The following is a 24,253-nucleotide window of genomic DNA, read 5'->3' as shown; positions in this document are numbered from 1 at the left end:
CTCAAGCTTTTAAAAATTATTATAATAGTTCATCATCTTCATCTAAAGATTCTTCGTGAGTTTCATCATCGTCATCATCTTCTGACTCACTAATATAATCCTCATCATCTTCTTCAAAGTCTTCCAACATTCTATCTTCTTTTGCTTTGACTACTTTAAAATAATATCCTGCTCCTATAACTCCTCCAATTACAAGTGCAATAATTAGAAATGAACCTATTCCACTTTTCTTTTCTTCTTTTACTGGAACAACAGTAGGTTCTTCTTTTTTTACTTCTTCTTTCTTAGGCTCTTCAACCTTTATAGTATTTTTATCTTCTGATTCAATCATATTAAGTAGGTCTTGCTCTCCTACTTCTGTCAATAGCCTTACATTATCTTGATTTGATGAGTGATCCACTATTAGGTGCATAGTTTTTCCACTTTTAGTTTGAAATGTTAAAAATTGTCTTACATCTACTGGATTTTCTTTATCTTTTTCTGTATCTCCACTTGGTGTAATATCTTTTCCATTCCTATCTACATTTTCAATTACTGAACCTCTTGCCTTATTTTCCTGTGTTGCTAGACTATTTACTGCCTTTGTATTACCACCTTTTACAAGTGGTGTTTTCTTTGGAGGATTATTTGAAGGCTTGGTTACTTCACTTGTATTTCCTGGTATTCTTGGAACATCTTGATAAGGAATTTCTTCTTTTGATGGTGTAAAAACATCATCTTTAAACATTTTTTCAAATTCTTCTTTTTGTGGTTCATAGATTGATTCGTTTTGACTTTCTATTTGCCCTTCATTTGTCATAGCAAATGTAGTTGCTGGTACTGTAAATGTAAAAAGGAGTAACGCTATGGCTACTCCTCGTTTAATACTCTTATTCATTTTTCTATCCTTTCTTATTTTACATTTTTAAATACATAGACTGCTTTTCTAGCATTGTCCCATTCTATTGTTTGGTTTTTGCCATCTTTAATATCTCCATGACTTGCTCCAAAAGCTTTAGCAATATTTGAAATTGAAGCATGAATTCTTCCATTTATAATCACTGGCTTAACATCTGAATTATAGACTTTTCCATCTGAATCTTTCATAACACCAGTATCAATATTTAGTCTTAATGTCTTTTTAGCTAAGATATTATTCTCTTTATTTGAGAAAATAGCTTCACGAGTAGAGTTGTCATACTCAACATTAAAACCTAGAGTATATGCAATATATCTTACTGGAATCATAGTTCTTCCTTGATCAACATAAGTTTTTACATCCATGTAAACTGTTGTCTTACCATCTTTATTGATAATGTTATAAAAGTTTTTGTCTACTTGGAAAACTGCAAATTCTTTTTCATTTTTAACTTGTTTTTTGCCTTGTTGTTCCTCTTGCTTCTTCATCTTGTTAAGATCAAATTGATTTAGGATATTCTTGTCATCAGCTTTCAAAAGTTCATCCCACTTCTTATCTTGAGATATCTTATCTTCTTTCTTTTCTTTGTTTTCTTTTTGGAGTTTTAGAAGTTCATCTAATTTTTTAGATAAGTCTTGGTTTAGATTTTTATCCTTTTCATCTTTAGCTTGTTTTTCAAGTTCTTCTTTTGCTTTTTTATTTGCTTCCTCGATTAACTTCTTGGCTTCTTCAATTTTCTTATCTAATTCTTCTTTTAGCTTTTTAATTTCTTCTTCAGAAGCTTTTTGTTTTTCTTCTAGTCCTTTAATCTTATCTTCTAATTCTTTTTTTGTATTTTCAGAAGATTCTTTTAAGCTATCAATAGCCTTTTGAAGCTCTTCAATTTTCTTAAAGCATTCTGACTTAGAATTTTCTGTCTCTTTCTTTTTAGACTCTAAGTCTTTTATCTTAGTATCTTTTTCATCAAGAGCTTTTTCTAAGTCCTTAATTTTATTATCTTTATCCTCAATTTCTTTAGTCTTCTTTGCAAGTTCTCCTTCTAAAGACTCGAGCTTTTCTTGCATTTCTTTGATTTGATTTTCATTTTTATCAGCCTTTTCTTTCTCAGCTTCTAACTCCCATTTTGTAGATGAATAATCTTCTTTTAGTTTTGCATTTTCATCTTCTAATCTTTTTAATTCATCTTTAAACTGAGTAATTTCTGCTATTAGTTCATCATTTTTGGAGTTTTTAAGATCCTCAATTTCTTTATTCAATTGAGCAATCTTATTATCTTTATCTGTAATCTCTTCTTCTAGCTTAGCTTTTTCTTGTTTTAGTTTCTCTCCATTATCTTTGCAAGATTCTAACTTTTCCTTTAATTCATCTATCTTTGATTGGTCTTCTTGTTTCTTATCATTTAAGTCTTTGATCTGATTTTCTAAATCCTTAATGTTTTTAGTTAAATCATCAATCTTATTGTCCTTTTCATCAATATCTTGCCCTGTTAAATCTGTTTGAGTATCAATGGAATATTTATTTGGATTGTAAATAGTCATCTTTCCTTGATACATATCATTGTTATAATCAAATTCAAGTTCTACACTATCTACATTCTTATCAAAGACAAACTCTCCATTTTCAAACCTTAATCCATTAGGAATAGATTTGAATCCTTGATTTCCGTTAAAACCAAAATGATTTTCGTAAAATGGATTTTGTTTTGGTCTATACTCAACTTCTTGATTATGGAATACTCCCTTACTGTTAATATTTGGATTTCCTAAAACTTTTATAGTGTACAATTTATTTCTTGAAAAAGCATACTGTTCAATTGTCTTCACAGACTTCGGTATAGTTATTTCTTGGAGGTTATTTCTTTCAAAAGCATTATGTTCAATATTTACCAAAGTATCAGGTAAAGTCACTTCTCTAAGTCCACAATTGAAAAATGCTAAACCACCAAGATAAGTTAGACTATTTGATAGTTTTACCTCGTCTATACTTGCATCGTAAAAGGCAGCATAACCTAAATGCTTAACAGAATCAGGAATAATTACTTTATCCCAATGTTTGCCACGTCCAAATTCTCTTTTATATCTAAGTTCATCGTTTGAATGACTTAAAGAATAATTTCCATTTATAGATTTCGTTCCTTCAGGAAATACTAGAATATTTGTCTTCTCTTTCTTTTCTAAGCCTTTATCACTAAAGGCAATTATATTTCCCTCAGAGGAATACATAAAATCATCTTCCGTCCAAGTAACATCAGACTTCGCAAATGCACTTGTATGCACAGTTGATGTTAAAACTAATAAAAGAGCCATAAAAAAGGCTCTTAGTCTGTTCGTATTAAATTTCTTCATTATGAATGTTCTCCTTTTCTTTTAATTTTTCTTCTCTTTTTCTATCATTGATTTTCTCCACTAATTCTTCCAAGCTAATATTGTTCCTCCTTAGAGTTACAATTATTTCTTCATTTTCAACTTGTATTTCTTCATCGCAAATTTCCTTGTATTTTGCATTTAAATCTTTCAACTTCTCTTCTATTTTTTTCTTTTTGTTCCTAATACTTATAAGTTTTCTGTTCACATAATATCTCCCTTCTATCTTGGTCTTCCAAAACCATAAAAGTGTGATTTCCAATATTTTGAATTTATTGATGTGTATTGAATTGGATCTCCTGCGTGAATCATCATTCCGTTACCTGCGTATATTCCTACGTGAGATATTGGAGTTCCACTGTTATATGTTGAGTGGAAAAATATAATATCACCAGGTTGAGCTTCACTTGGACTTACTGGATTACAATAGTCTTTGTATATTCTCCATGCAGTTGTTCTTGGCATATTCTTTACACCAGACTTTGTAAATGACCAACATACAAATCCTGAGCAGTCAAAGTTAGATGGTCCACTTGCTCCAAACACATATCTTTTGCCTATATGTTTTTCTGCTTCATTAAATAAGGCTTTTGCAGTAGCTGAATCAAAAGCAAGACCAGGATTTCCAAAATTTGGATTATCTACTATTTCCCCTAAGTCCCCGTTACCTGCTCCAAAAACATCTCCCATATTTCCCTTAGCTTCAAGAAGAGCTTCATAATGAACTACATTGTCTGGATAATCTTTAAATATTTCCCTAACAACTTCATCCATTTCTTTTTTCTTTAAAGTTACAATTAACTTTTTATATTCGTACTCTTCTTTTTCATAGCTAGTATAAGGATTGCCACGACTATCATATCTTGTTCTTGCTACTGTTCTTGTTATAATTTCAATTTCTTCCTTAAAATCAAGCTTATACATCTTATCGAAAAGTTCTTTTAAAATTCCTTTTACTTCAGACGCTGATTTTACTTCTCCGCATCTTGAAGTTATATAGGATAAAAGCTCATGGGTATTATGACCAATTTCTCCTTCTTTGTTTATGATATATTCGTCATATCCAGGGTGACTTGTTTTTACACTTTCGATTTGTGATTGTAGGTCATATTCCATTGATGAAAATTCTTGATTAACTTCACTTAGAACTGTATCTTGTGATAGGTATGTTGTTGTCATTACTGAGTTAACAGAGTTACTTAATCCACTCATACCGACACTTCCACCACCAATCATGATTGATAGCATAAGACCTAGTCCTATTACTAGAAATAAGATCATCTTACTTTTTCTTACGATTAGCTCTTTAGAAGCCTTACCTAAACTTAAAATAGCTTTTTTAACTCTATCTACCAGTCTTGTTTCGTGCTTTTTAGCTATCATGCTCTTCATTTGCTTTCTTTGGTAAAACTTCTTAAATCTATTTTTCTTTATATAGGAGTCTGACTTTTTTAGATCTTCCAAGCCGCTCTTAAACTCCAACTTGCTTTTTCTCTTTTTTATTTTCTTATCAAGTTTAGATAGCTTTTTTAAGGACTTTTTCTTTTTGTCTAGCTTATACTTCCTTATTCCATGCTGAAGCTTAGAGCTTACATTAGCGACCTTTTCTCCAGATTCTACACCAGTATTATCAGACCCTGAACTTAAATAATCTCTCACTAACTCTGAAGACTTAGCTCCAGATAATAAAACCCCAGAAGATAGACTTCCTTTAGTTTTATTCTTTAAAATATTATCCTTTAACTTGCTTTTAGACTTTTCAAATTCTCCAATCTTTTTATCTGAGATAAAGTCTTTAACATCTTGTGCCTTCTTAGAATCTTTCGTTGTAACTTTCTTAGATTCATCTTTTAAGTCATCAATCTTCTTTCGAGTAAATTTATCACTTTCATAATTTTTTCTCTTATAGTAAGTCTTCTTTTTATTAACTTTCTTTTGTTCTGAAGGTTTAAGACATGTTTCTTTTTCATCCTTTATGAATTCTTGACTATTGTCGTTAACCTTCGAATTATCAAAAGTCTTATCTGTATCAACTTCGCTTAGCTTATTTTCTTTATCTATCTCTTTAGAAATTTTTTCCTTATCTCTAAACTTCTTTTCCTGATAAAGCTTCTGCTTTTGCTTTTTATCGATACTAGTATTACTCTCGTTCTTACTTACTTCATCTTTAACAAACTTATCTTTTCTATATATTCTCTTGCTCTTCTTTGCTTCAATAGGTTTGTCTTCACTTGTCTGGATTCGCTTAGACTCTTTCTCGTTAATTTTATCTTGGAATTTATCCTTACTATGGATAAGTTTATCCTCATAATTTTTGAGAACTTGTCTTTTACTTGATGTCTTCTTATTGCTTATTGGTTGAGCCTTAGCTGAAATATCATCTGTTGTTAATTTATTAGAATTAATATTTCTACTGTTTTCACTATCAAAATTCACCTTTTTAAAGTCTACATCTAAGTCTTCATCAAGTTTAAAGCTTTCATCTGTCCTTATTTCAAGATTAGCTTGTTTTGTTTCTCCAGCCTTATCCTTATTTTCTAAAACTTCTTTTCTGATTCTTTCCTTGTTTTTAGACTTCTGAAAATCTTTTAATTTATCTTGTTTTTGCTCTTTAGCTAATACATTCTCATGAATAAGTTTAGATTCTTTTTCTGAAATTTTATCTCCGAACCTATCCTTAGTCTTAATAATCTTATTGGTATAATCATCTGAATGAACAAGTTTACTATCCATATTCTTTTCAGGAGCGTCCCTATTTCGTATAATTTTCTTTTGAAAATCTTTTTTTAGTTTTTTATCCATATCACACCTACTTAGCTTCTTCTGGTTTAGTTGTCATTAACTTATATAGCATGGTGTCTTTAGGGAATTTATCAATAAATGGAACAATAGTATTTCCGAAGAATAAGAGTCCCTCACCTGCATTTGAATTAGTAATATAGTTTAACTGATAAGGCGATATTTTTAATTTCTTAGCAAGAATATCTCTATCCCCAGATGCTTGATTTAACATTAGAACAAAGTCTGTATTATCAAAGATATTTTCAATTTCCTGACTTGTTAAAAGGTCTTTTACGTTTTGAGTTATACCTGTTGGAATACCTCCCCATTTTCTAAATCTTTTCCAGATTTCTACTGAATATGAAGCAGTTTGTGGATCTTTTAATAAAAGGTGGAACTCATCTATATAGTATCTTGTAGACTTGCTTCCTCTATTTAGGGAAACCTTATTCCAAACCTGGTCTTGAATTACAAGCATACCTATTTTTTTAAGTTGTGTTCCTAGCTCTTTTATATCAAAGCAGAGCAGTTGCCTATTTAGGTCAACATTTGACCTATTATTAAAGACATTAAGACTTCCTTTAACATAAATTTCCATTTCTGTTGCTAGTTTTCTACCAACTCCCTCTTCTTGAGATAGGAGCATATCGTATAAATCTCCTAATATTGGCATATTTTCTGGTTTTGGGTCTTCAAAATATTTTTGATATATCTTTGGTAAGCACCTATCTATAACAGATTTTTCTGCAGCAGTAAGACCAGATCCTCCTACTACAAGTTCAAGCATAGACATTATGAAGTTTGCCTTATCTTTTAAAGGTGCGTCCCCATCTCCATAGTTCATATTAATATCTAACGGATTTAGATAGTCCTTTGACTTTGCTGAAACTTTAATAACTTCTCCATTAAACTGCTTTACAAGGTTTGAATACTCGCCTTCAGGATCACAAATAATTACATCATCATCTGTAACAAGAATTGCATTTGCCATCTCTCTCTTTGCCGAGAAAGATTTACCAGAACCTGGTGTACCTAAAATTAATCCGTTAGGGTTCTTTAGTTTCTTCCTATCTGCCATAATCAAGTTTTGGCTAAGGGCATTTAAGCCATAGTACAAAGAATTTGCCGAATCAATAAATAGCTCTTCTGTTGTAAAAGGCATAAATACTGCCGTTGATGATGAAGTTAAAAATCTTTTTATCTCGACTTGATTAACTCCTAGAGGTAAGACAGAAACAAGTCCTTGTTCTTGTTGATGAGATAATCTTTTTACCTGACAATTATGTCTGTTAGCAATTGATGATATTTGAGCAATGGTGTTTTCTAATTTTTGATTAGTCCTAGCAAAATTCATCATTACTATGGTAACTACAAAGAGCCTTTCATCTCTATTTTGTAAGTCAGATAACATGGACTTAACATCAGCCCCAAAAGTATTTATATCTGAAGGAATAATATCCATATCATATCCTGCTCGAACTGCTTTCTTTTGTTCTTCGATTTTCATTCTGTCCAGGTCTGTGTTCTTTCTCTTAATGAGTTTAATAGCTTCTGCTTGTTCAACTACATCTATATGAAAAGCTACATAAATATTGTCATCAATATCTAAAAACTCAGATAACATTCTATCTGATAACTCACTTGCAAGTATTTGAAAATGACTTACTGCTCCAATGAATTTCCCAAATTTAAAATTATTTGCTGGTGCAAAATTAAAGATATTGGGAGTTATATGTGATTTTGTAGACTCTTTCTTCTTCAAATCTTTATATGAAAAATCAAAGTTTTTGTCTGGATTTAACATATCGTGAACAAGTCTTAGTCTTTCTTCGCCATCAAGGCTTTCTGCTCTTACTCCCATAGATTTAAAGTTGGATAAAATATCTACTTCAAGTCTATTTAACTTTGCTCTTGCTTGCTCTAGGTTATCAGCTTCTATTGTAAATGTTATATACTTCATCTTTTTAAGTCCGTTATTCCCCTTTGCAAGTTGAAGCTTTAACATATCCCTAAACTCTTTTCTTACATCGTCATAGAAGTCTCCCTTATCAGCAATTTTGATTGCATCTTGTAGGTCTTTATTTCTTCCTAATTGATTTACATACGAAAGTTCAATGTGGACACTTGGATCAAAAGAATTTAAAAAGTTGGCAAATTGGTTAAAGATTAAATCTCTATCTTCCTCCAATGCCAACTGGTAATTTATATCTTGAAATGAAATTGTCTTTGAATAATTTTTTTCATCTAACTGGCAAATGCCCTCTGGTAACATTCTTATATATGGAATTGTATCCTCAACAGTAAATCTCTTTTTCTCTTTCTTTAAAAGTACACTCAGAAGACTATTTGTTTGATCTTTCTTTGTTTTTAGCCTTCTTACTTCCTTTCGGTCTTTTTTTAATTGTTTTTCCCTTAGATTTAAGTCGCTGATTTGCTTTTTTCTTTGCTTCAAGGTATGCCTCCTTTCTTATTCTCTTAGTTGGTTGATAAAACTTATGAAGATAGAAAAATTTAAAATACTTTTCAAAAGTTAAGGTATCTTTTTCATATAAGGTTATAAAAAAGATTGGCAGGGTTACTATTAACATTACAATAATTGAAACATCATTAGGTAGATATTTCTTCATAAATAAATAGGTTGGTATGCCAATTAGTCCTGACACAGAAAAACCTATAAGTTGTCTTTTAGTTAAATTAAATGCAACCTTTGTTTTAATCTTGTCCAAATCTTTTGGTATTGGTACATATGCCATTTTAATCTCCCTCTACTTCTTCTTTGGAAAGTTCAAGTATATGGTCATAATTAGATATTATTTCTTCTTCTAGGTAGCTAATTCTTTCTTCTAATTCTTCTTGTTTTTCTTCATTTCTGTCATTGTATTCTCCTTGATACATAACAAATTCATTGTGACATCTTCCAAGTCTATTTATTCTCCTCTTTAAGTTTCTAATCTCTTCATTTCTTTTTTTCTCTTTTAAGATCTCATAAGTTCCTCCCAATAAAATTCCAAGTACCAATAAAGCACAATTTTTCTTTTTTAACATTTATTCCTCCTAGTGCGTATTCATAATACTTTTTGCAACTGTTCCACTCTTAAACATCATAAGTCCAAGTAGTAGAGCATATCCTAATATACTAAACAAGCTTGCGTGAATATCTGTAATCTGTACCGTTCTTATTAAAACGGTGTAGATACCTAAACATACCATCAAAAACAAACCTTGTAGTCCCAAGGCAAAAAGTCCCTTGATATAATTTGTTCCAATCTGACCCCATTCTTTATTTCCCATAGTCGCAAATGGTATGGATGATACTGATGAGTAGACATATATTTCAAACATACGCCCATATACTATTAATGTTATAACTAGTGAAATTCCTTGAATCGCAATCCTTACAAGGCTCGTTTCAACTAGTATCATTAAAAGCTCACCTATCTCTTTTTCTTTTAATGCATCAACCATTGCAACTATTTGATCTCCTGAAACAGTGGCAGAAGTAGTGATTACCCCTGCCGCTTTGTTTACAAGATTTTGTGCCACATCAAAGACTGCCATTGAAAATTCAAAGGCATGGCTTGCAAGGTAGACTGCTATAAACATCTTTATAATGTATTTGAAAAACTCAAAAGTATCTGTATCATGCATATTATTATTTTGCATAACCATATTTATGAGTTCAATACATAATACTGCTGTTATGATAAGACCTGCTATTGGAACAATTACATTGTCATTAATGTTTTTTATAAAGTTATATACTTCTCCATTCCAACCCATTGGTGTTTTACCAACATCAGTTGCAATAATTCCTACCTTGTCATTTATATCTAAGAACATGGACTCAAGATTTGCTTTGATACCTCCGAGTAGCATATCCTTAAAAAATTCAGTTAGCTTGTCAAAGATACCAAACATAGACTTTCTCCTAATTTAAAACATTCGCAAGTAGTGGAATTAATTTAATACCGATTAGTACAATTCCTCCACCAGCCATAAGCTGCTTAATACCTTGAGATTTAGCACCAGGGTTATCATTACCATAACCTTCCATTAAGTTAATAACTCCCCATGCTCCTAAACCTGCACCAATTGCAGTTACAAGTGTCTTTAAAACTCCAACTCCAGCTGTAAAAAATTCCATATTATTCCTCCTCGTTTTCTTTCTCTTTATTTTCTATTTTGTTTAGTGATTTAACTATAAAATTCTTGTAGACCTTATCTCCTTTTTTGTTTTCTTTGAAATATCCAAAGACATGGATTAGATCTCCTTTTTCAAATTTTTTTACAATTTCTACCTTTCCTCCATATACTGAGCAATTTGTATATTCTTTGCCCTTTCCATATTTTTTAACAAGAGCAAAATTTGCTACTTGAACATCTTCTCCATCTTTTTCAAATTCTGAAAATTCAGCTTCCTTAACTAAATTTGCATTAATATTTATCATTTCTCTATCCATTAATTTCTTCTCCTTAATCTAAAAATTTCAATTAAAAAAGCGAATGAACTTATATTTCAATCGCTAAATGTCTTATATATTAAATTGTTTTAAGTGGGACTTCTTATCCTTACCATCTTAACCTCCTAATTTTGAGTATAAAAAAAGACGATAGAGTTTTTAATTTCTATCGCCAACTAAAATTTCTAAATAAAATTGATTTTACTAATATACTCATATGCTATTTGTTTTAAATCTGCACTTATATCGTTAAACAATCTTGCTTGAGCTAAATAGTAATACACTTTTTTAATGTTATCAATATCATTATTCTTTGTTAACCTATTATAAAACTTTTCAACAAAAAAAATGTTCTGACTACAATCTAAAATAAAAAGCATTACACACTTTAAGAATTCTTTATTATCTTCCTTGATATATTTATGATATAACTTATCAAATTCATCAAACACTATTTTCATAGAATCTTCTTCCTGCTTAGGTGTTATTATTGTAAAATATGAGTATTGGTATTCTCTATCAGGGACAATCGCATAAACAGACGGCAAATGGCTATTTATATCTGAATCGTCATTTTTATATGCCATAGAACCATTGGCAAAAAAATTAATTTCACCTTTAAGTTTAAACTTCTTTAATATGAAATTTTCAGAAAATTCTTTACACGTTGGTAATGAATTATCACAAAAAATTTTATCATAAATTTTCTTTACCTCGTCAAAATTACTTTTGTTATATAAATTATCTAGGGAATCTATAATATATTCTTTGTCGGACAAATATTTTTCTTGTAGCTCTTTATTGATTTGTTTCGAATAGCTCTTATTCTCATATATTTTTGGTTGTAATTCTTTTTTGGTCATATTCTCGTGATAGTACTCAAAAATAAAAAACCTATATCCATATAGATACAAATAGGTATCCAAATCTGTTTTAAATCTCAAATTTTCTATTCTTTCAAAAACTTCATTATCATGCTTAGAACAAAATAAATTTTCCACACCAGCATTATTTATATGTTTTTTATTTAATGGAAAATCTTCTCTATTAATGTACATATTTCTATACATATTATCCAAATTTAAACAAAATATTTCATCATCATATTGAGTAATAGAATTTAAAAAATCTCGAGAATACGAATGGGATCCTATGGCTCTTTCATTACAGTTTACATAATTGCATTTGCTATTTCTTTTTTTGCTTTTAAGCAAATCTTGTTCATTAAGTTGTAAAAACTTGAATTCTTCAGGAAAATCTTGATTATTTAAATCATATATTGAATCAAATAGCTTTTTAATCTCATTTTTAAATTTTTCCTTATTATCAAAAGACATAATATATTAACCTCCGTAGTACTGTTTATAAATATTATAGCAAAAATTCTTTAATGCTAGCACCCAATCATAATCTTGTAATCAAATTATTTCTATTTAATTTTATCTTATAATTATTTTTTAAAAAGTCCTCTACATCAAATAAATTTTTCTTTTCATAATCTTCCAACAACTTGTAATTCATATACTTAGTAATATCAAATTAATCAGATAAAAAGTGTCTTACTCCTCTTAGTTGATATATGTACTTACCATCATCCATTACAATTATTTCATCTTGGCTCATAAGTTCTTTACCAGTTTTTTGGTAATTTAGATCAAAAGACTTTTGGTTTAATCTTGTTTCTGATGTGTTATATAGTTCTATTGTATCTGAATGTTCTTTATAAATTACTTTTAATTGAGATTGTGTTGAAATATTATATTTGCTGATTTTTCTTTTTAGAGTTTTTAATTTCTATCGCCTATTAATACCTTATTTCTAGTCTTCTAAAATCGATACTTCAAGGTCTATCGCTTTAAATGTAACAGTTATTCCTACTTCGTCCTTTACTATTTTTTCAAATAGCTCAGCAATATCATATGCGGACATATCGTATATATCTTCATACCATTCATTGCTTTCATCGTACATTGTCTCACATATTGATTCAATAAAATTTTTCTTATTCATAGTGAGTTCTGTATCACTTTCTAAAATAAACTGCTCCCCATTTATATTTAATATAATTAAAGATGATTTTCTATTTTCACACATTTTGCTTTCTCCGTAAAATCAAATGTTTAACCTATTTATTTTATAACTTGATTTTAACTTTACCTTATCTCTATTTGTTAAATACTCTTCTACATCAAACAAGTTTTTCTTATCATAATCTTCCAACAATTTGTAATTCTTATGCTTTGTAATATCAAATTTATCAGATAAGAAAGGTCTTACTCCTCTTAGTTGGTATATACACTTACCACCATCCATTACAGTTATTTCATCTTGGCTCATAAGTTCCTTGCCAGTTTTTTGGTAATTTAGACCAAAAGATTTTTGATTTGATCTTGTTTCTGATGTGTTATATAGGTCTATGGTTTCTTTTCCTAAGGTTTCTGATAGTTCTTTTACTGTTGTTTTTTCTTTTCCTCCTAGAAAGAGTGTTGAGTCACAGTTACCAACTATTGTATCTGCATGGTCTTTGTAAATTGCTTTTAATTGAGATTGTGCTTGCAGTATTATACTTGCTGATATTTCTCTTGAACGAATGGTTGCAATCAGTTTTTCAAATTTAGGAATCAAACCAATATTTGCAAACTCATCAAGTAGACACCTAACATGAACTGGAAGTCTTCCTCCATACACATCATCTGCCTTATCACATAGTAGATTAAATAATTGGGAATACATTATTGAAACTACAAAGTTAAAGGTATCGTCAGTATCTGATATTATTACGAATAGAGCAGTTTTCCTATCTCCAATTTTATCGAGTTCTAATTCATCTTCGCTCATTAGTTCTCTAAGCTCTCTTATATCAAAAGGTGCAAGTCTTGCTCCACATGATATTAAAATTGACTTTGCAGTTTTTCCTGCTGCCAGCTTATATTTCTTATATTGCTTAACTGCAAAATGACTTGGGTCTTTCTTTTCAAGAGCTTCAAAGAGCCTATCAATTGGGTTCATATAGGTTTCGTCATCTTCTCTAACCTCACTTGCGTCAATCATATCTAAAAGTGTCTTAAAGTTCTTTTCTTCTTCTGGGGCTTCATAATAGATATATCCGATAAGGGCAGTGTAATATAACTTTTCAGCCTTTACCCAGAAATCTTCTCCTGCCTTTTCTCCATCTCCCTTGGTGTTGGCAATAATTGTTTGAACAAGCTTTAAAATATCTTTTTCTGATCGAAGATATGCAAAGGGATTGTATTTCATAGATTTTTTAAAGTTTATTGTGTTTAAAATCTTTATGTCATATCCATTATCATAAAGCATTTTCCCGCACTCTAACACAAGCGTGCCTTTAGGGTCTGTTACTACATAGGAAGAGTGCATTTGCATTAGGTTTGGCTTCACATAAAATCTTGTTTTACCTGATCCAGAACCACCTATTACTAATACATTTTTATTTCTAGCATATTTAGGGTTTTTAGGTCTTGAGTTCATTGTAAGTCTTTCAGTATTAGTTATGAGAACATTGTTTTCAAACTTAGGGTCAATATATGGAGCAATATCATTACTTTCTCCCCATCTTGCAGATCCATATTCTTTACCTTGCCTATATTTCTTTTTATTTTTACCTTTACTATAAACAATTAGCTTAACAAGACCAGCAACTGAAATACCTACTAACAAGTCCCTTGGATTAAGGCTTGGTATATAAGATAAAGTTCCTATATCAGAAATTCCCACCATTATTCTATCAATAATATCTCCTCCTACATAAGAATTGATGTGCTTAGAAAAGATATTTCCAATATAGAAGAATGATAGATAGGGAATGTTTGATAATATAAATTTCTTTGGGTTGTCTATTTTAATTAAGTTTTTAATATCAGAAAGAATGGCTTCTAATACCTTATTCATTGTAGAAACCTTCGCTATCTAATAATATTAGTAGGTAGTGTCTTCCCTTTGGTGTTATAAAAGTTTGTATTCCTACAAGTGTACCTAGTGGATCAACCCATTCCTTTACTTCAAAATATCCCTTGTTCTTATCTGCATAAGGTAAGAGTTTCTTTTTCTTATCTCTATAAATTAATCCTTTATCCATTAAAAAACTTATAAATTGATTTTGTGGTATTCCTAACTCTTTAGCAGTGTTTCTAAAGTTTGTAAGTAAGTTATAATCTACTAATTTGTCATAATAGTCTGCCTTTGGTCTTAATACTTCAATTTCTTCTTCTCTTTCGGCAATAATTCTATTGGCTACAAGAATTGCATCTGCAAGTAGCTCTTCGTTAGTTTTCTTTTCTTGCCCCGCTATATATCCTCCATTTTTTCTAATACTTGGTAAGACTTCTCTAGTTACCCAAGCTTTGAATATTTTTGCTTGTGGTAGTTTTGATGAGAGGATAAGTGAATACAATCCTGACTCATTAATTATTGAAATATTCTGTATTCCTCCAAGGGTGTTCCATTTCGTTACACCCTTATCTTCTTCATCTACATGGTCATAAATAGCTTTTCTTGGATTAACATATCCTAACATAGTTGCTACTTCATTTGCTATAAAGAAAAACTCACCGTCTTTTTCTATAACAGTGAGTTTCCCAAAATTCTTATTTTCAAATGTTTTTAAATTACTTATCATAAGCTTTGCTCCTTATGTTTATTTTTAACTTTATCTTTACTGATGGTATCCTTAGCCATATCTTTAAACTTATTTATAGTCTTCGTTATTGAATCTTTCCTATCGGCCTTTCTTTCAGAAGCCTTAACTGCTTTTTTAAAGGCGTGTTCCATTACCTTTATATCCTTAGATTGAAAAAACACAGAGTGATTACCAGTTTCCTTATCTTTCATAACAGAAAACTTCACTCCGTGTTTATTTAAAATTTTCTTTAATTCTTTTAACTCAGGATCCTTTAGATTAATTTCTTCTAACTGTCCCTTTTTAACCATATCCTTTAGCTTTACTTCTTCTCCGTTATTTTTTATTACATTTTTCAAGCCTCCTTGTTCCTCTATTTGCTTGTGTACTTTCTTTAAGGCATCAAGAATTGCTTTACTTGTTGCTTTTGCAAGCCTTACTTCAAGATTAAGACTTGACCTGGATACTTCTTCATTAATCATCTATTCCACCTCCATATAAAAGTAACTCTTTGTATTTTCTTAACTTCTCTTGATGGATTTTTCTTCTAAAATCTTCTCCCGTAACTTTAACTGGTATTGTCATTTCAAGTATTCTTGAATATATCCTCTGATACTCAAGTTCAATATTAGGATTTTGAATAATTTCCAATGATAAGTTTGTAGTAAAAATTGTCGGCCTACCCTTTAAGTATCTTGAGTTTATAATGTTATATACTTGTTCTCTTGCATAAGATGTATCCCTCTCAATTCCAAGATCATCTAATATTAACAATGGAATATTAGATAGGTTACTGATAATTTCATTTGAATCTAGCTTAAATGCCGATTTTTGTATTTGGTTTATAACCTGAGATAAATTCATAATCTTAACTTTAACTTGCTTTCTTTCGATTAATTCATTTGCAATTGAACAAGCAAGATAAGTCTTTCCACTACCAACATCTCCATAAAATAACAGTCCAACATTGTCTTCCTTCATTTGCTCAAAGCTTTTGGCATAATTATAAGCAACTTTATAAGCTTGACCTTTTTCATTTAAGTATTTCTCAAAATTATATTGGTGTTGGAGCGGCGACGAAAAGCAATCTCTTTTCAATGACGATATTTTCATTAGTCTTTCTCTTTCTTCATTTTCCTTATCTCTTTTTATTTCACATTCACATTTAATTCTGGGAATAAACTTTGTAAATCCAAGGTCAAGTAATTCTCCATCGACTCTTTTACCACATACCTTGCAATAAATATGTCCATTTCTTTCAATATCATTTTCTCTTAATACAAAATCTTTTAAGTTCTTCATAAACTCTCTCCTATATCGTAATTCATTTTTCTTGTTGTATTATCATTAATGTTTTTCGCCTGATCATTAAGATACCAATTGATTATCGTTGCCTTGTGATCTTGATAATCTCTGTTATTTGCTTTCATATAGGACGAGAGCCTATCAATATATTCACTAATTCTGCTTCCTAACTCATTTGTTAAGTCCTTGTATTCTTCATCAGTCAAAAATATGTTTTTATATATTCCATAAGGCTTTTGTTCCTTACTAAAATCATTATTTCTTAACTCATTATTATTAATATTGTTATAGTTACCTTCCGATTTTCGAAAATCTTGACTTTCGATATTCGAATCTCTTGAATTTCGATTATCGAACTTCTGGAATTTTGTTTTTCGAACTTCTTTATTTTTTAATTCCATATTATTAAATATGCTCATAAAGTCTTTAACATAAATTCTGTTAGGCTTTCCCAGTCCTTGTCTTTTCTTTTCAATCAGTCCTATTCCTGATTTAATATCAAGCTCAGATATTAATTTATTCGCTTTTTCACTTGCACAATTAAATTGATCTTTTATACTTTCAATTGTGTAGTAAATAAAGACTTTTCCATCTTCATCTATCCATCCATTTTTATATGAAAGACCCATTCGATTAAGCATATATGAATACAAAACTTTAGCTTCAATAGAAATGCTCTCAAAAATCTCATCTTCCATTAATACCATAGGTAACCTAATGAAGTTATACATTTCAGATTGCCTATTATAAAAATAATCAAAATTCATCCCTACCTCCTTTCTTTGAATTAAAAAAGAGTAGCCTTATTTAAGCTACTCTTGTAGAAAGTATAAAATGGGTTTTATCTTATTATATTCTTCTTTGTGTCTCCTCATACCAGTTGTAAAACTACTCTTACGTCCATGTAGTTTTTTTGGGTCTTTTTGACGTATCCTTCTTCATCTTTATCGAAGACAAAATGCTTATAAAACTGCTTAAAATGCAGGATTTCTATATTTACATCTTTTGTATCAACGCTATAGCTTCCACATGGTTGGTTCTTGGGAATTGGTCCAGACCTTTTATTTCCTTTAGTTTATAGCCTGAGTTTAAAAATACTTTTAAATCTCTCACAAGTGTTATGGGATTACAGGAAATATAGAGAAATTCCTCAGGGTTAAAGTTTATTATATTATCTATTGCCCTTGGATTAATTCCCTCTCTTGGAGGATCTACAACTACTATGTTAGGTCTTATTTCCAAGTCCTTTACTACTTGAAATACATCTCCGCAAATAAACTTTACATTGTCCAAATTGTTTAACTTTACATTTTCTATAGCCGCTTCCACTGACTCTTCCACAATTTCAATTCCAATTGCCCTTCTTGCCTCTTGACCGAGTATCTGTGTAATTGTCCCTGTTCCCGAATAAAGGTCCAGTAGAACCTTGTCATTTAAATCTCCAAGCATTTCCTTTGCCATAGAGTATAGGACTTCAGCCGACTGAGTATTAGTTTGAAAAAACGAAAATACGCTTACCTTAAATTTAAGTCCCAATATTTCCTCATAGATATAGTCTCTGCCGTAGTACAAGTTAACTTCCTCGGCTACTATGGCATCAGACGGACTGTCATTTTTAGTCTGCAACAATCCCACTATGCTGCCTTCCAGTTTCAGCTTTAAAAGTTCTTCAAAGTAATTAGAAAAATCATAGTCCGTTGAAGTTGTAACTATATTTATTAAAATTTCGCCTAGTGATGACCTTCTTATTAAAAGATGTCTCAGCGTTCCGGTTCGTCTCATTTTATTATAGGGTAACAATTTTTCTGCAAAGAAATCTCTAGTAAAGGCTCTTATTATATTAAAGTCCTCATGAACTATGTTACATTCCATAGTATTTACCACTTCATAGAATTTATTTTTCATATGCAAGCCTAGGGACAAGGGTCCTTCTTTGTATTCATCTGAAAAAGTATACTCCATTTTGTTCCTATAGTGTTGATAATGTGGAGAACCTAAAAACTCAAAATTCTCAACTTCAATTCCCTCTTTTTTAAATAAATCCTCAATTAAATTTTTCTTATATTCCACTTCATCTCTATAGTTTAATGTTTGATAGGTACAACCGCCGCATACTTTAGAATGAATACAGTTATCTTCTGTTTCCAAAGGTGATTTTTCAATTACTTCTAAAAGCTTTCCCTTAGTTCTTCTCACCTTTCTCACTTCGACTGTCTGGCCGAGAATGCCCCCTTTAAATTCGATTTTATTCCCTTCATAATCAATTACAGCTTTATTAGGAAATTTAACACTTTCAACTTTTCCAACTATTACTTTATTATTTGTCATATTATCTCCTTTAAAATTCAAATACATTATACCTTATTTCATAGGAACATTTTTAAATTTTCAATTTTCACATACATATGATAAAATTTAACAATAATTAAAAATGTCGAGGATATTATGAAAAAGAAAATTATTTTACTTTCACTAGTAGTACTTTTACTACTTATAACTATATATAATTATAAATTTAAAACCGTAGGTGACAATACCATTCCGGTAATTACTTACCACAGTATCAGGGATGAAAACCCTACAAATAATGAATACATCATCAGTTGTAATAACTTTGAACACATGGTTAAAAGTTTAAAGGAAAGCGGATTTCACTTTCTTTCTACTGAGGAAATTGCAAATGCCGTAGACAATAATACTAAATTGCCCGACAATTCCGTTCTTATCACTTTTGATGACGGATACGAAGATAATTATACCAATGTTTTGCCAATTTTGGAAAAGTATGATGCCAAAGCCACTGTATTTTTAATAGGCTCCTATATTGGCGAAAAAAGCGGTTATTTAAATTGGGAACAAGTTCAAAAAATGAGCGAATCAGGACATTTTAATATTGAAAGTCACACTTACAACCTACATGATTTGTTCCTTGACGGTCCTAATAAGGGCAAAACCTGGTTAAGTGAAAAACTGGAAGAAGAAAGTGATGAAGAGTATTTTGAAAAAGTTAAAAACGATTTAATTTGGAATAATAATTTAATCTATGAACACACTTCCGTTTTTCCAAATGCCATTGCCTATCCTGGCGCTATGGTAAATGATATTGTCTTAGATGCAGTAAGGGAATCAGGCTTAAAAATCGGTTTTATAGGCGGCAATAAAAGAGCAAGCTCCTTTAAAAATTTAAATCCCTATAAAATAAAAAGATTTCATATAAAACCATCTACTAATATTGAAAATAAAATTAGGTTTTTAAAAAATGGACAAAGCTAAAAATAGATTTAGAAATTTCTAAATCTATTTTTTAATATATTAAGTCCCCTACCAGCTTACCAGTTTTATTATATTTACTACCGGCTCCTCATAGGGATGAATTAACTCTACAATTTTCTTTACTTCTTCTAAATCCTCTTCAACTATCCTAAATTCCATTTTTACTTCATCTACTTCACTTACTACCCCAATTTCTCCAATATTGGGATTGGCACCTTCAATAGGTCTGAAATTTCCAACTACCTTGGAAGTAGTAAATACGTAATCATAATTTCCATATTTAAGTATGCTGTTTTCATTAAGTGCATTGGCTAATTTTACTACATATTCCTCCGGAATGAACAATTCTATTTTTAAAAACTTTGCCAAATTTATCACCTCAATTTCATTATATAGTAGGATTTTCCCTTTTTCAATTGCTATTAATTATGGTACCATAGTAAAGGGTGATTATATGAAAATACTATGTGCCGGACCGACATATATCGATGAAAGTGTAATGGAAAAGATGGGACAGTCTAAAACCAATCCCGACTTAGATCCTAATTACGAAAAATTTCACAGGTCTGTTGAAAGAAAAATTTCAAAGTTGGTAAATACTGACGCCAGAAGTTTTATTATGCTTGGAGAGGCTATTTTAGGACTGGAAGCCTCTATATGTTCTCTTATGGAAAAAGGCGAAAAAGTGTTGGTAATTTACAACGGTTTCTTTGGAGAAGGATTTGCAAGTTATGTTGAAGGTTATGGTGGAACTGCCTATAGGTATGAAGATGATTTCCAAAGAGGAATAAACTTAGAAAAACTTGAAAACTTTTTAAAAAATCACAACGACTTTTCAATAGCCACAATGGTACACTGTGAAACACCCACTGGAATAACCAATGACATAAAGTCCATTTGTAGTCTATTGAAAAAATACGACATCCTTACTGTAGTTGATGCAGTCTCATCTGTGGGAGGAGAGTTTATTAACTTTGACGATTTTAATATTGACGTACTTATTGCAGGAAGTCAAAAGTGCATTTCCGCTCCTGTAGGACTTACTTTAATTACAATATCCGAAGCTGCCAAAGCTAAAATTAAAAACCGAAAGAGCAAAATTCCAAGTTATTATTTGAATTTTGAAAACTCCTATGATTTTAAAGGAGCTCCTTTTCCCTATACCTTTAATGAAAATTTAGTATATGCTCTTGATAGGGCTTTGGACTTGGTTTTGCAAAGGGACTTTGTAAAAATTCACAGGGATTATGCCTTGGAAACAAGAGAGATATTTACTAAGTGCGGTTTTGAACTTTTTGCCAAAGACAGCCTTTCAAATACCCTTACTGCAGTTAAAACACCTGAAAACATTAAAAGCAGCGACATTCTTAAAGGGCTTATTAAAAGGGATATTATAATTTCAAAGGGTGTGGCGCAAAATGCAGAATCCATATTTAGAATAGGACATATGGGAAATAATATCAGCCTTCAAAACTTTAAAGAACTTTACATTGCTCTAGATGAAGTTTTTAAAGAGTTAAATGTAAAGACAAAGGCTTCCCTCTATGAAACTTTTTTAAAATCCGATATAGTAAAAAAAGATTAGGTCGACCTAATCTTTTTTAATTATACTGGTTAAATATATTTTCAAAATTTTTGGAACTTCTGGAATCCAGCTTGTACCACTTATCATTAATTTTTAAATAATTGTTATTTCTTCCCACAACTGTCTTTTTAAAACTTTTATCATAGATGTTTATAAAGTCCATTGCACTTAAGCCCTCATTTTCCATATTGACTTCTTCACCTTTTAATCCATTTATCTTAGTTATAATTCCTCTTAATTTAACATTGTCTTTTATAGTTTTCATAGTGTTTTTTTCAAAACTTATAAGTTCCACATAAGAAGTGTCCTTTATGTCAAAATTTACAATTTTATTCCTGCTCCCTATTACCTTGTAGGATAGAAATAAAAGTAATATAAAAAATATAATAATAAACAATTTATTGTCTATTGCATTTTTTCTCTTTTTTCTTCTGCTAATAGTTATCACCTCTAAATATTTAAAACACCGTTCATAAATACATATGCTCTTCCGCCTACTTTGACGGTGCCTTCTGAAATCATTTCAGCTGTCAGTTTGGATTTCCTATTTATTTCAATACCTTGAGTGGATATTATCTTTTTTATATCTGGATCTACATACTTCATAATATAAAACAAGGTAGCTCCTGTGGAAGTACCTGAACCCGCTTCCTCATTTACACCTATTGAAGGAGAGAAAGTTCTCTGTCTCACCTTGTTTTCCGATTCCAAAGTAAAAACTTGGAAACTTACTACATCCTCTCTTTTGGAAAGTTTATATATTTTTTCATAGTCGGGTTTTAATTTTTGTATTACATCTATGGATTTAACTGGAATTACTACATCCGATCCGCCTGTTTCCACCTTTTCAGGCTTAAGATCATAATCTTTATAGCCTATGTCCTCCATCGATAGATTTAAAGCCTCGGCTATTTCTTCTGTCTCTATGCTTTTCCTTACAATTTGAGGATTTAACATCATATATACATTTTGAACCCTTCTGTTTTCATATTCCAATTCAACGGGAATTTTACCACATTTCGTATGTTGTATAACCTTTTTAATTCCCTTATCCATAGGCCTTAAATATTCGTTTTCACCCATTGCATAAAAAGTGGCAATTGTAGCGTGACCGCAAAGGTTTATCTCTCTTTCCGGCGTGAAAAATCTTGTAGCATAGACATCTGTATCTACTTTATTTATAAATACAGTTTCAGATTGATTTAAGTCCTTAGCAATATTTTGCATTTCCTCATCGTCCATCTTCTCGTTACAGAGGATTACCCCCGTGGCATTGCCGTTATAAGCTCTGTCAGTAAAGGCATTTACCAAGTACATATTAAAATAACGCACAACTATTCACTCCTTAAAATAGTTTCATAGATCCTTGAAAGATCTTCATCAGAATAATATTCAATTTCTATTTTTTTAGTTCTTCCCTTTTCTTTAAAATTGACCTTAGTTCCCAAAATATCAGATAATTCTCTTCTCACTTTTTCTTTAAAAACATCTGTTCTTTCCGGTTTCTTCTCTCTTTCAAATATCTTTGTAGTTTCTTTAACAGTGCTTCCGCTATTTACTATTCTCATAGCTTCCTTAAACTGTTTATCTCCATCTTTAATGGAAAGTAACAATTTCCCATGGGAAACTGAAAGTGAGTTGTTTAATAGCAAATCCACCACTCTACTATCTAATTTTAAAAGTCTAATTGTATTTCCAATGTACTGTCTGCTTTTCCCCAAAGCCTTTGCCAATTCCTCTTGAGTAAGGCTATATTCATCTATCACTTTCTTATATCCCAAAGCTTCCTCAATAGGATTTAAGTCCTTTCTCTGAACATTTTCAATCAGGGAAATCTTATCTGCCTCTTCGCTGTCTATTTCCTTTACCACTGCCGGTATTTCAGTCAATCCTGCCATTGTAGCAGCTCTATATCTTCTCTCCCCGGCTATAATCAGGTATTTTTTCCCCATCTTTCTCAATAGAATGGGCTGAATCACTCCATATTCTCTTATGGAATCCGACAATTCCTCTAAAGCAGTTTCGTCAAAATACTTTCGAGCTTGATTTTCATTTACTTCAATTAAATCCATGGAGATCTTTTGAAGCCCTTGATCACTTTCCTGATTTAGTATTTTCTCCACAGCCTGTGTATCTTTTATAAAGTTGTTGATACCTCTACCTAAACCCGTTTTCTTAGCCATCCTACCACCTATTCTCTACTTAAAAATTCTTTAGCTAACTTCATATAACTTCTAGCTCCCTTGGAAAATCTGTCATATTCAAAAACTGTCATACCATGACTGGGTGCCTCAGCCAACCTTACATTTCTTGGTATAGTAGTATTATAAACCAAGTCTTCAAAAAAGGCTTTAACTTCTTCGCTAACTTGAACTGATAAATTTGTTCTACTATCATACATACACATAACTACACCTTCAATTTTTATGTCAGGATTGAAATTTTCATTTACCAAAGTTATTGTATTCATAAGTTGTCCCACACCCTCTAAAGCATAGTACTCACTTTGTACAGGTATTAATATACTATCAGATGATACTAACGACATCATTGAAAGCACACCTAGAGAAGGAGGAGAATCTATAAAGCAGTAATCATAATCTTCAATCAATCCCTTTAACTTCTCCTTTAACAAGTACTGCCAATTATCCATATTTGAAATTTCAATTTCAACACCTGCTAAATCTGAGCTGGAAGGTATAATGTCTAAATTTTTAATCCCTGTAGCTTGAATTACATCTTTGTCCGATTCAATTAACAAATCATAAATGTTTTTTTCATTGTCTTTTTCAATTCCAAAACCGCTTGTGGCATTGGCCTGAGGGTCTAAGTCTATCACTAAAACTTTTTTCTTTAATTTAGCAAGTGCTGCAGATAGGTTTACTACTGTAGTGGTCTTTCCAACGCCACCCTTTTGATTAAAAACCGTAATTACCTTAGCCATAATACCTC

Annotated in this window: 25 protein-coding genes and 1 pseudogene; 2 read left to right on the top strand and 24 right to left on the bottom strand. The window is 30.8% G+C overall.

Translation table 11 applies throughout. The features are described 5' to 3' along the window. Positions 1–19: 19 nt before the first annotated feature. From EF514_RS00755 to rlmD, 19 genes and pseudogenes are all read right to left on the bottom strand, one after another. Positions 20–877: a CD1107 family mobile element protein gene (locus EF514_RS00755; RefSeq protein WP_127722816.1), complete on the bottom strand. Its 858-nt coding sequence runs from the start codon at positions 875–877 to the stop codon at positions 20–22. 14 nt (positions 878–891) lie between these two features. After that, positions 892–3,243, bottom strand: coding sequence for a leucine-rich repeat protein (locus tag EF514_RS00750; protein ID WP_127722814.1), 2,352 nt, complete (start codon positions 3,241–3,243; stop codon positions 892–894). Beyond that, complete coding sequence (locus EF514_RS00745; protein ID WP_016648544.1) at positions 3,230–3,469, bottom strand: hypothetical protein; 240 nt, start codon at positions 3,467–3,469, stop codon at positions 3,230–3,232. Before EF514_RS00745 ends, EF514_RS00750 begins: the two co-directional genes overlap by 14 nt. Before the next feature lie 14 nt (positions 3,470–3,483). After that, positions 3,484–6,063, bottom strand: a complete 2,580-nt coding sequence (locus EF514_RS00740) for a C40 family peptidase (protein WP_127722812.1) — start codon at positions 6,061–6,063, stop codon at positions 3,484–3,486. Positions 6,064–6,070: 7 nt separating this feature from the next. Continuing rightward, positions 6,071–8,494, bottom strand: a complete 2,424-nt coding sequence (locus EF514_RS00735) for a VirB4-like conjugal transfer ATPase, CD1110 family (RefSeq protein ID WP_127722810.1) — start codon at positions 8,492–8,494, stop codon at positions 6,071–6,073. Further along, positions 8,385–8,795, bottom strand: a complete 411-nt coding sequence (locus EF514_RS00730; protein ID WP_127722808.1) for a PrgI family protein — start codon at positions 8,793–8,795, stop codon at positions 8,385–8,387. Before EF514_RS00730 ends, EF514_RS00735 begins: the two co-directional genes overlap by 110 nt. A gap of 1 nt (position 8,796) precedes the next feature. Next, on the bottom strand, positions 8,797–9,087 hold the full coding sequence (locus EF514_RS00725; protein ID WP_127722806.1) for a hypothetical protein: 291 nt from the start codon (positions 9,085–9,087) through the stop codon (positions 8,797–8,799). A 9-nt stretch (positions 9,088–9,096) separates the two neighbouring features. Further along, positions 9,097–9,960: a VirB6/TrbL-like conjugal transfer protein, CD1112 family gene (locus tag EF514_RS00720; protein ID WP_127722804.1), complete on the bottom strand. Its 864-nt coding sequence runs from the start codon at positions 9,958–9,960 to the stop codon at positions 9,097–9,099. A 10-nt stretch (positions 9,961–9,970) separates the two neighbouring features. Next, a complete protein-coding gene (locus EF514_RS00715; protein WP_012797151.1) occupies positions 9,971–10,186 on the bottom strand; it encodes a Maff2 family mobile element protein in 216 nt (71 codons plus the stop codon). Position 10,187: 1 nt separating this feature from the next. After that, on the bottom strand, positions 10,188–10,502 hold the full coding sequence (locus tag EF514_RS00710; protein WP_127722802.1) for a single-stranded DNA-binding protein: 315 nt from the start codon (positions 10,500–10,502) through the stop codon (positions 10,188–10,190). 185 nt (positions 10,503–10,687) lie between these two features. Continuing rightward, complete coding sequence (locus EF514_RS00705; protein WP_127722800.1) at positions 10,688–11,839, bottom strand: hypothetical protein; 1,152 nt, start codon at positions 11,837–11,839, stop codon at positions 10,688–10,690. A gap of 67 nt (positions 11,840–11,906) precedes the next feature. Beyond that, a pseudogene (locus EF514_RS10885) lies at positions 11,907–12,280 on the bottom strand (VirD4-like conjugal transfer protein, CD1115 family); the annotation flags it as partial. A gap of 40 nt (positions 12,281–12,320) precedes the next feature. Beyond that, complete coding sequence (locus tag EF514_RS00695; protein ID WP_127722798.1) at positions 12,321–12,596, bottom strand: hypothetical protein; 276 nt, start codon at positions 12,594–12,596, stop codon at positions 12,321–12,323. An 18-nt stretch (positions 12,597–12,614) separates the two neighbouring features. Beyond that, positions 12,615–14,411: a VirD4-like conjugal transfer protein, CD1115 family gene (locus EF514_RS00690; RefSeq protein ID WP_127722796.1), complete on the bottom strand. Its 1,797-nt coding sequence runs from the start codon at positions 14,409–14,411 to the stop codon at positions 12,615–12,617. Continuing rightward, on the bottom strand, positions 14,404–15,138 hold the full coding sequence (locus EF514_RS00685) for a BRO family protein (protein ID WP_127722794.1): 735 nt from the start codon (positions 15,136–15,138) through the stop codon (positions 14,404–14,406). Before EF514_RS00685 ends, EF514_RS00690 begins: the two co-directional genes overlap by 8 nt. Beyond that, positions 15,135–15,620 (bottom strand): PcfB family protein, encoded by a 486-nt coding sequence (locus EF514_RS00680; protein ID WP_000606600.1) that lies wholly within the window; start codon positions 15,618–15,620, stop codon positions 15,135–15,137. The genes EF514_RS00685 and EF514_RS00680 overlap by 4 nt, the downstream gene beginning before the upstream one ends. After that, positions 15,613–16,440 (bottom strand): ATP-binding protein, encoded by an 828-nt coding sequence (locus EF514_RS00675; RefSeq protein ID WP_127722792.1) that lies wholly within the window; start codon positions 16,438–16,440, stop codon positions 15,613–15,615. Before EF514_RS00675 ends, EF514_RS00680 begins: the two co-directional genes overlap by 8 nt. Continuing rightward, the gene (locus EF514_RS00670) at positions 16,437–17,210 is read right to left on the bottom strand and encodes a replication initiator protein A (protein ID WP_127722790.1); all 774 of its coding nucleotides are present in this window, start codon (positions 17,208–17,210) and stop codon (positions 16,437–16,439) included. Before EF514_RS00670 ends, EF514_RS00675 begins: the two co-directional genes overlap by 4 nt. Positions 17,211–17,439: 229 nt before the next feature. Next, complete coding sequence (rlmD, locus tag EF514_RS00665; RefSeq protein WP_127722788.1) at positions 17,440–18,771, bottom strand: 23S rRNA (uracil(1939)-C(5))-methyltransferase RlmD; 1,332 nt, start codon at positions 18,769–18,771, stop codon at positions 17,440–17,442. Positions 18,772–18,888: 117 nt separating this feature from the next. Here rlmD and EF514_RS00660 point away from each other — a divergent pair, with 117 nt between their 5' ends. Then, the gene (locus EF514_RS00660; protein WP_127722786.1) at positions 18,889–19,716 is read left to right on the top strand and encodes a polysaccharide deacetylase family protein; all 828 of its coding nucleotides are present in this window, start codon (positions 18,889–18,891) and stop codon (positions 19,714–19,716) included. 48 nt (positions 19,717–19,764) lie between these two features. On the opposite strand, the gene EF514_RS00655 is transcribed toward EF514_RS00660, so the two are convergent. Then, positions 19,765–20,085: a YqfO family protein gene (locus EF514_RS00655; protein ID WP_420836566.1), complete on the bottom strand. Its 321-nt coding sequence runs from the start codon at positions 20,083–20,085 to the stop codon at positions 19,765–19,767. An 85-nt stretch (positions 20,086–20,170) separates the two neighbouring features. Here EF514_RS00655 and EF514_RS00650 point away from each other — a divergent pair, with 85 nt between their 5' ends. Continuing rightward, the gene (locus tag EF514_RS00650; protein WP_127722782.1) at positions 20,171–21,301 is read left to right on the top strand and encodes a pyridoxal-phosphate-dependent aminotransferase family protein; all 1,131 of its coding nucleotides are present in this window, start codon (positions 20,171–20,173) and stop codon (positions 21,299–21,301) included. Between the two features lie 16 nt (positions 21,302–21,317). On the opposite strand, the gene EF514_RS00645 is transcribed toward EF514_RS00650, so the two are convergent. The 4 genes from EF514_RS00645 to EF514_RS00630 form a co-directional block, all read right to left on the bottom strand. After that, the gene (locus EF514_RS00645) at positions 21,318–21,596 is read right to left on the bottom strand and encodes a hypothetical protein (protein WP_240648972.1); all 279 of its coding nucleotides are present in this window, start codon (positions 21,594–21,596) and stop codon (positions 21,318–21,320) included. Positions 21,597–21,751: 155 nt separating this feature from the next. Further along, positions 21,752–22,633 carry a PhzF family phenazine biosynthesis protein gene (locus EF514_RS00640; RefSeq protein WP_127722780.1) on the bottom strand — a complete coding sequence of 294 codons (882 nt, stop codon included), beginning with the start codon at positions 22,631–22,633 and terminating at the stop codon, positions 21,752–21,754. A gap of 2 nt (positions 22,634–22,635) precedes the next feature. Then, complete coding sequence (locus tag EF514_RS00635; RefSeq protein ID WP_127722778.1) at positions 22,636–23,484, bottom strand: ParB/RepB/Spo0J family partition protein; 849 nt, start codon at positions 23,482–23,484, stop codon at positions 22,636–22,638. Between the two features lie 8 nt (positions 23,485–23,492). After that, on the bottom strand, positions 23,493–24,245 hold the full coding sequence (locus EF514_RS00630; protein ID WP_127722776.1) for a ParA family protein: 753 nt from the start codon (positions 24,243–24,245) through the stop codon (positions 23,493–23,495). Between the last annotated feature and the right edge of the window lie 8 nt (positions 24,246–24,253).

Origin of the sequence: Anaerosphaera multitolerans, assembly GCF_004006535.1 — a bacterium.
GTDB classification, from domain to species: domain Bacteria; phylum Bacillota; class Clostridia; order Tissierellales; family Peptoniphilaceae; genus Anaerosphaera; species Anaerosphaera multitolerans.
This window is presented reverse-complemented; position numbering and strand designations above follow the sequence as displayed.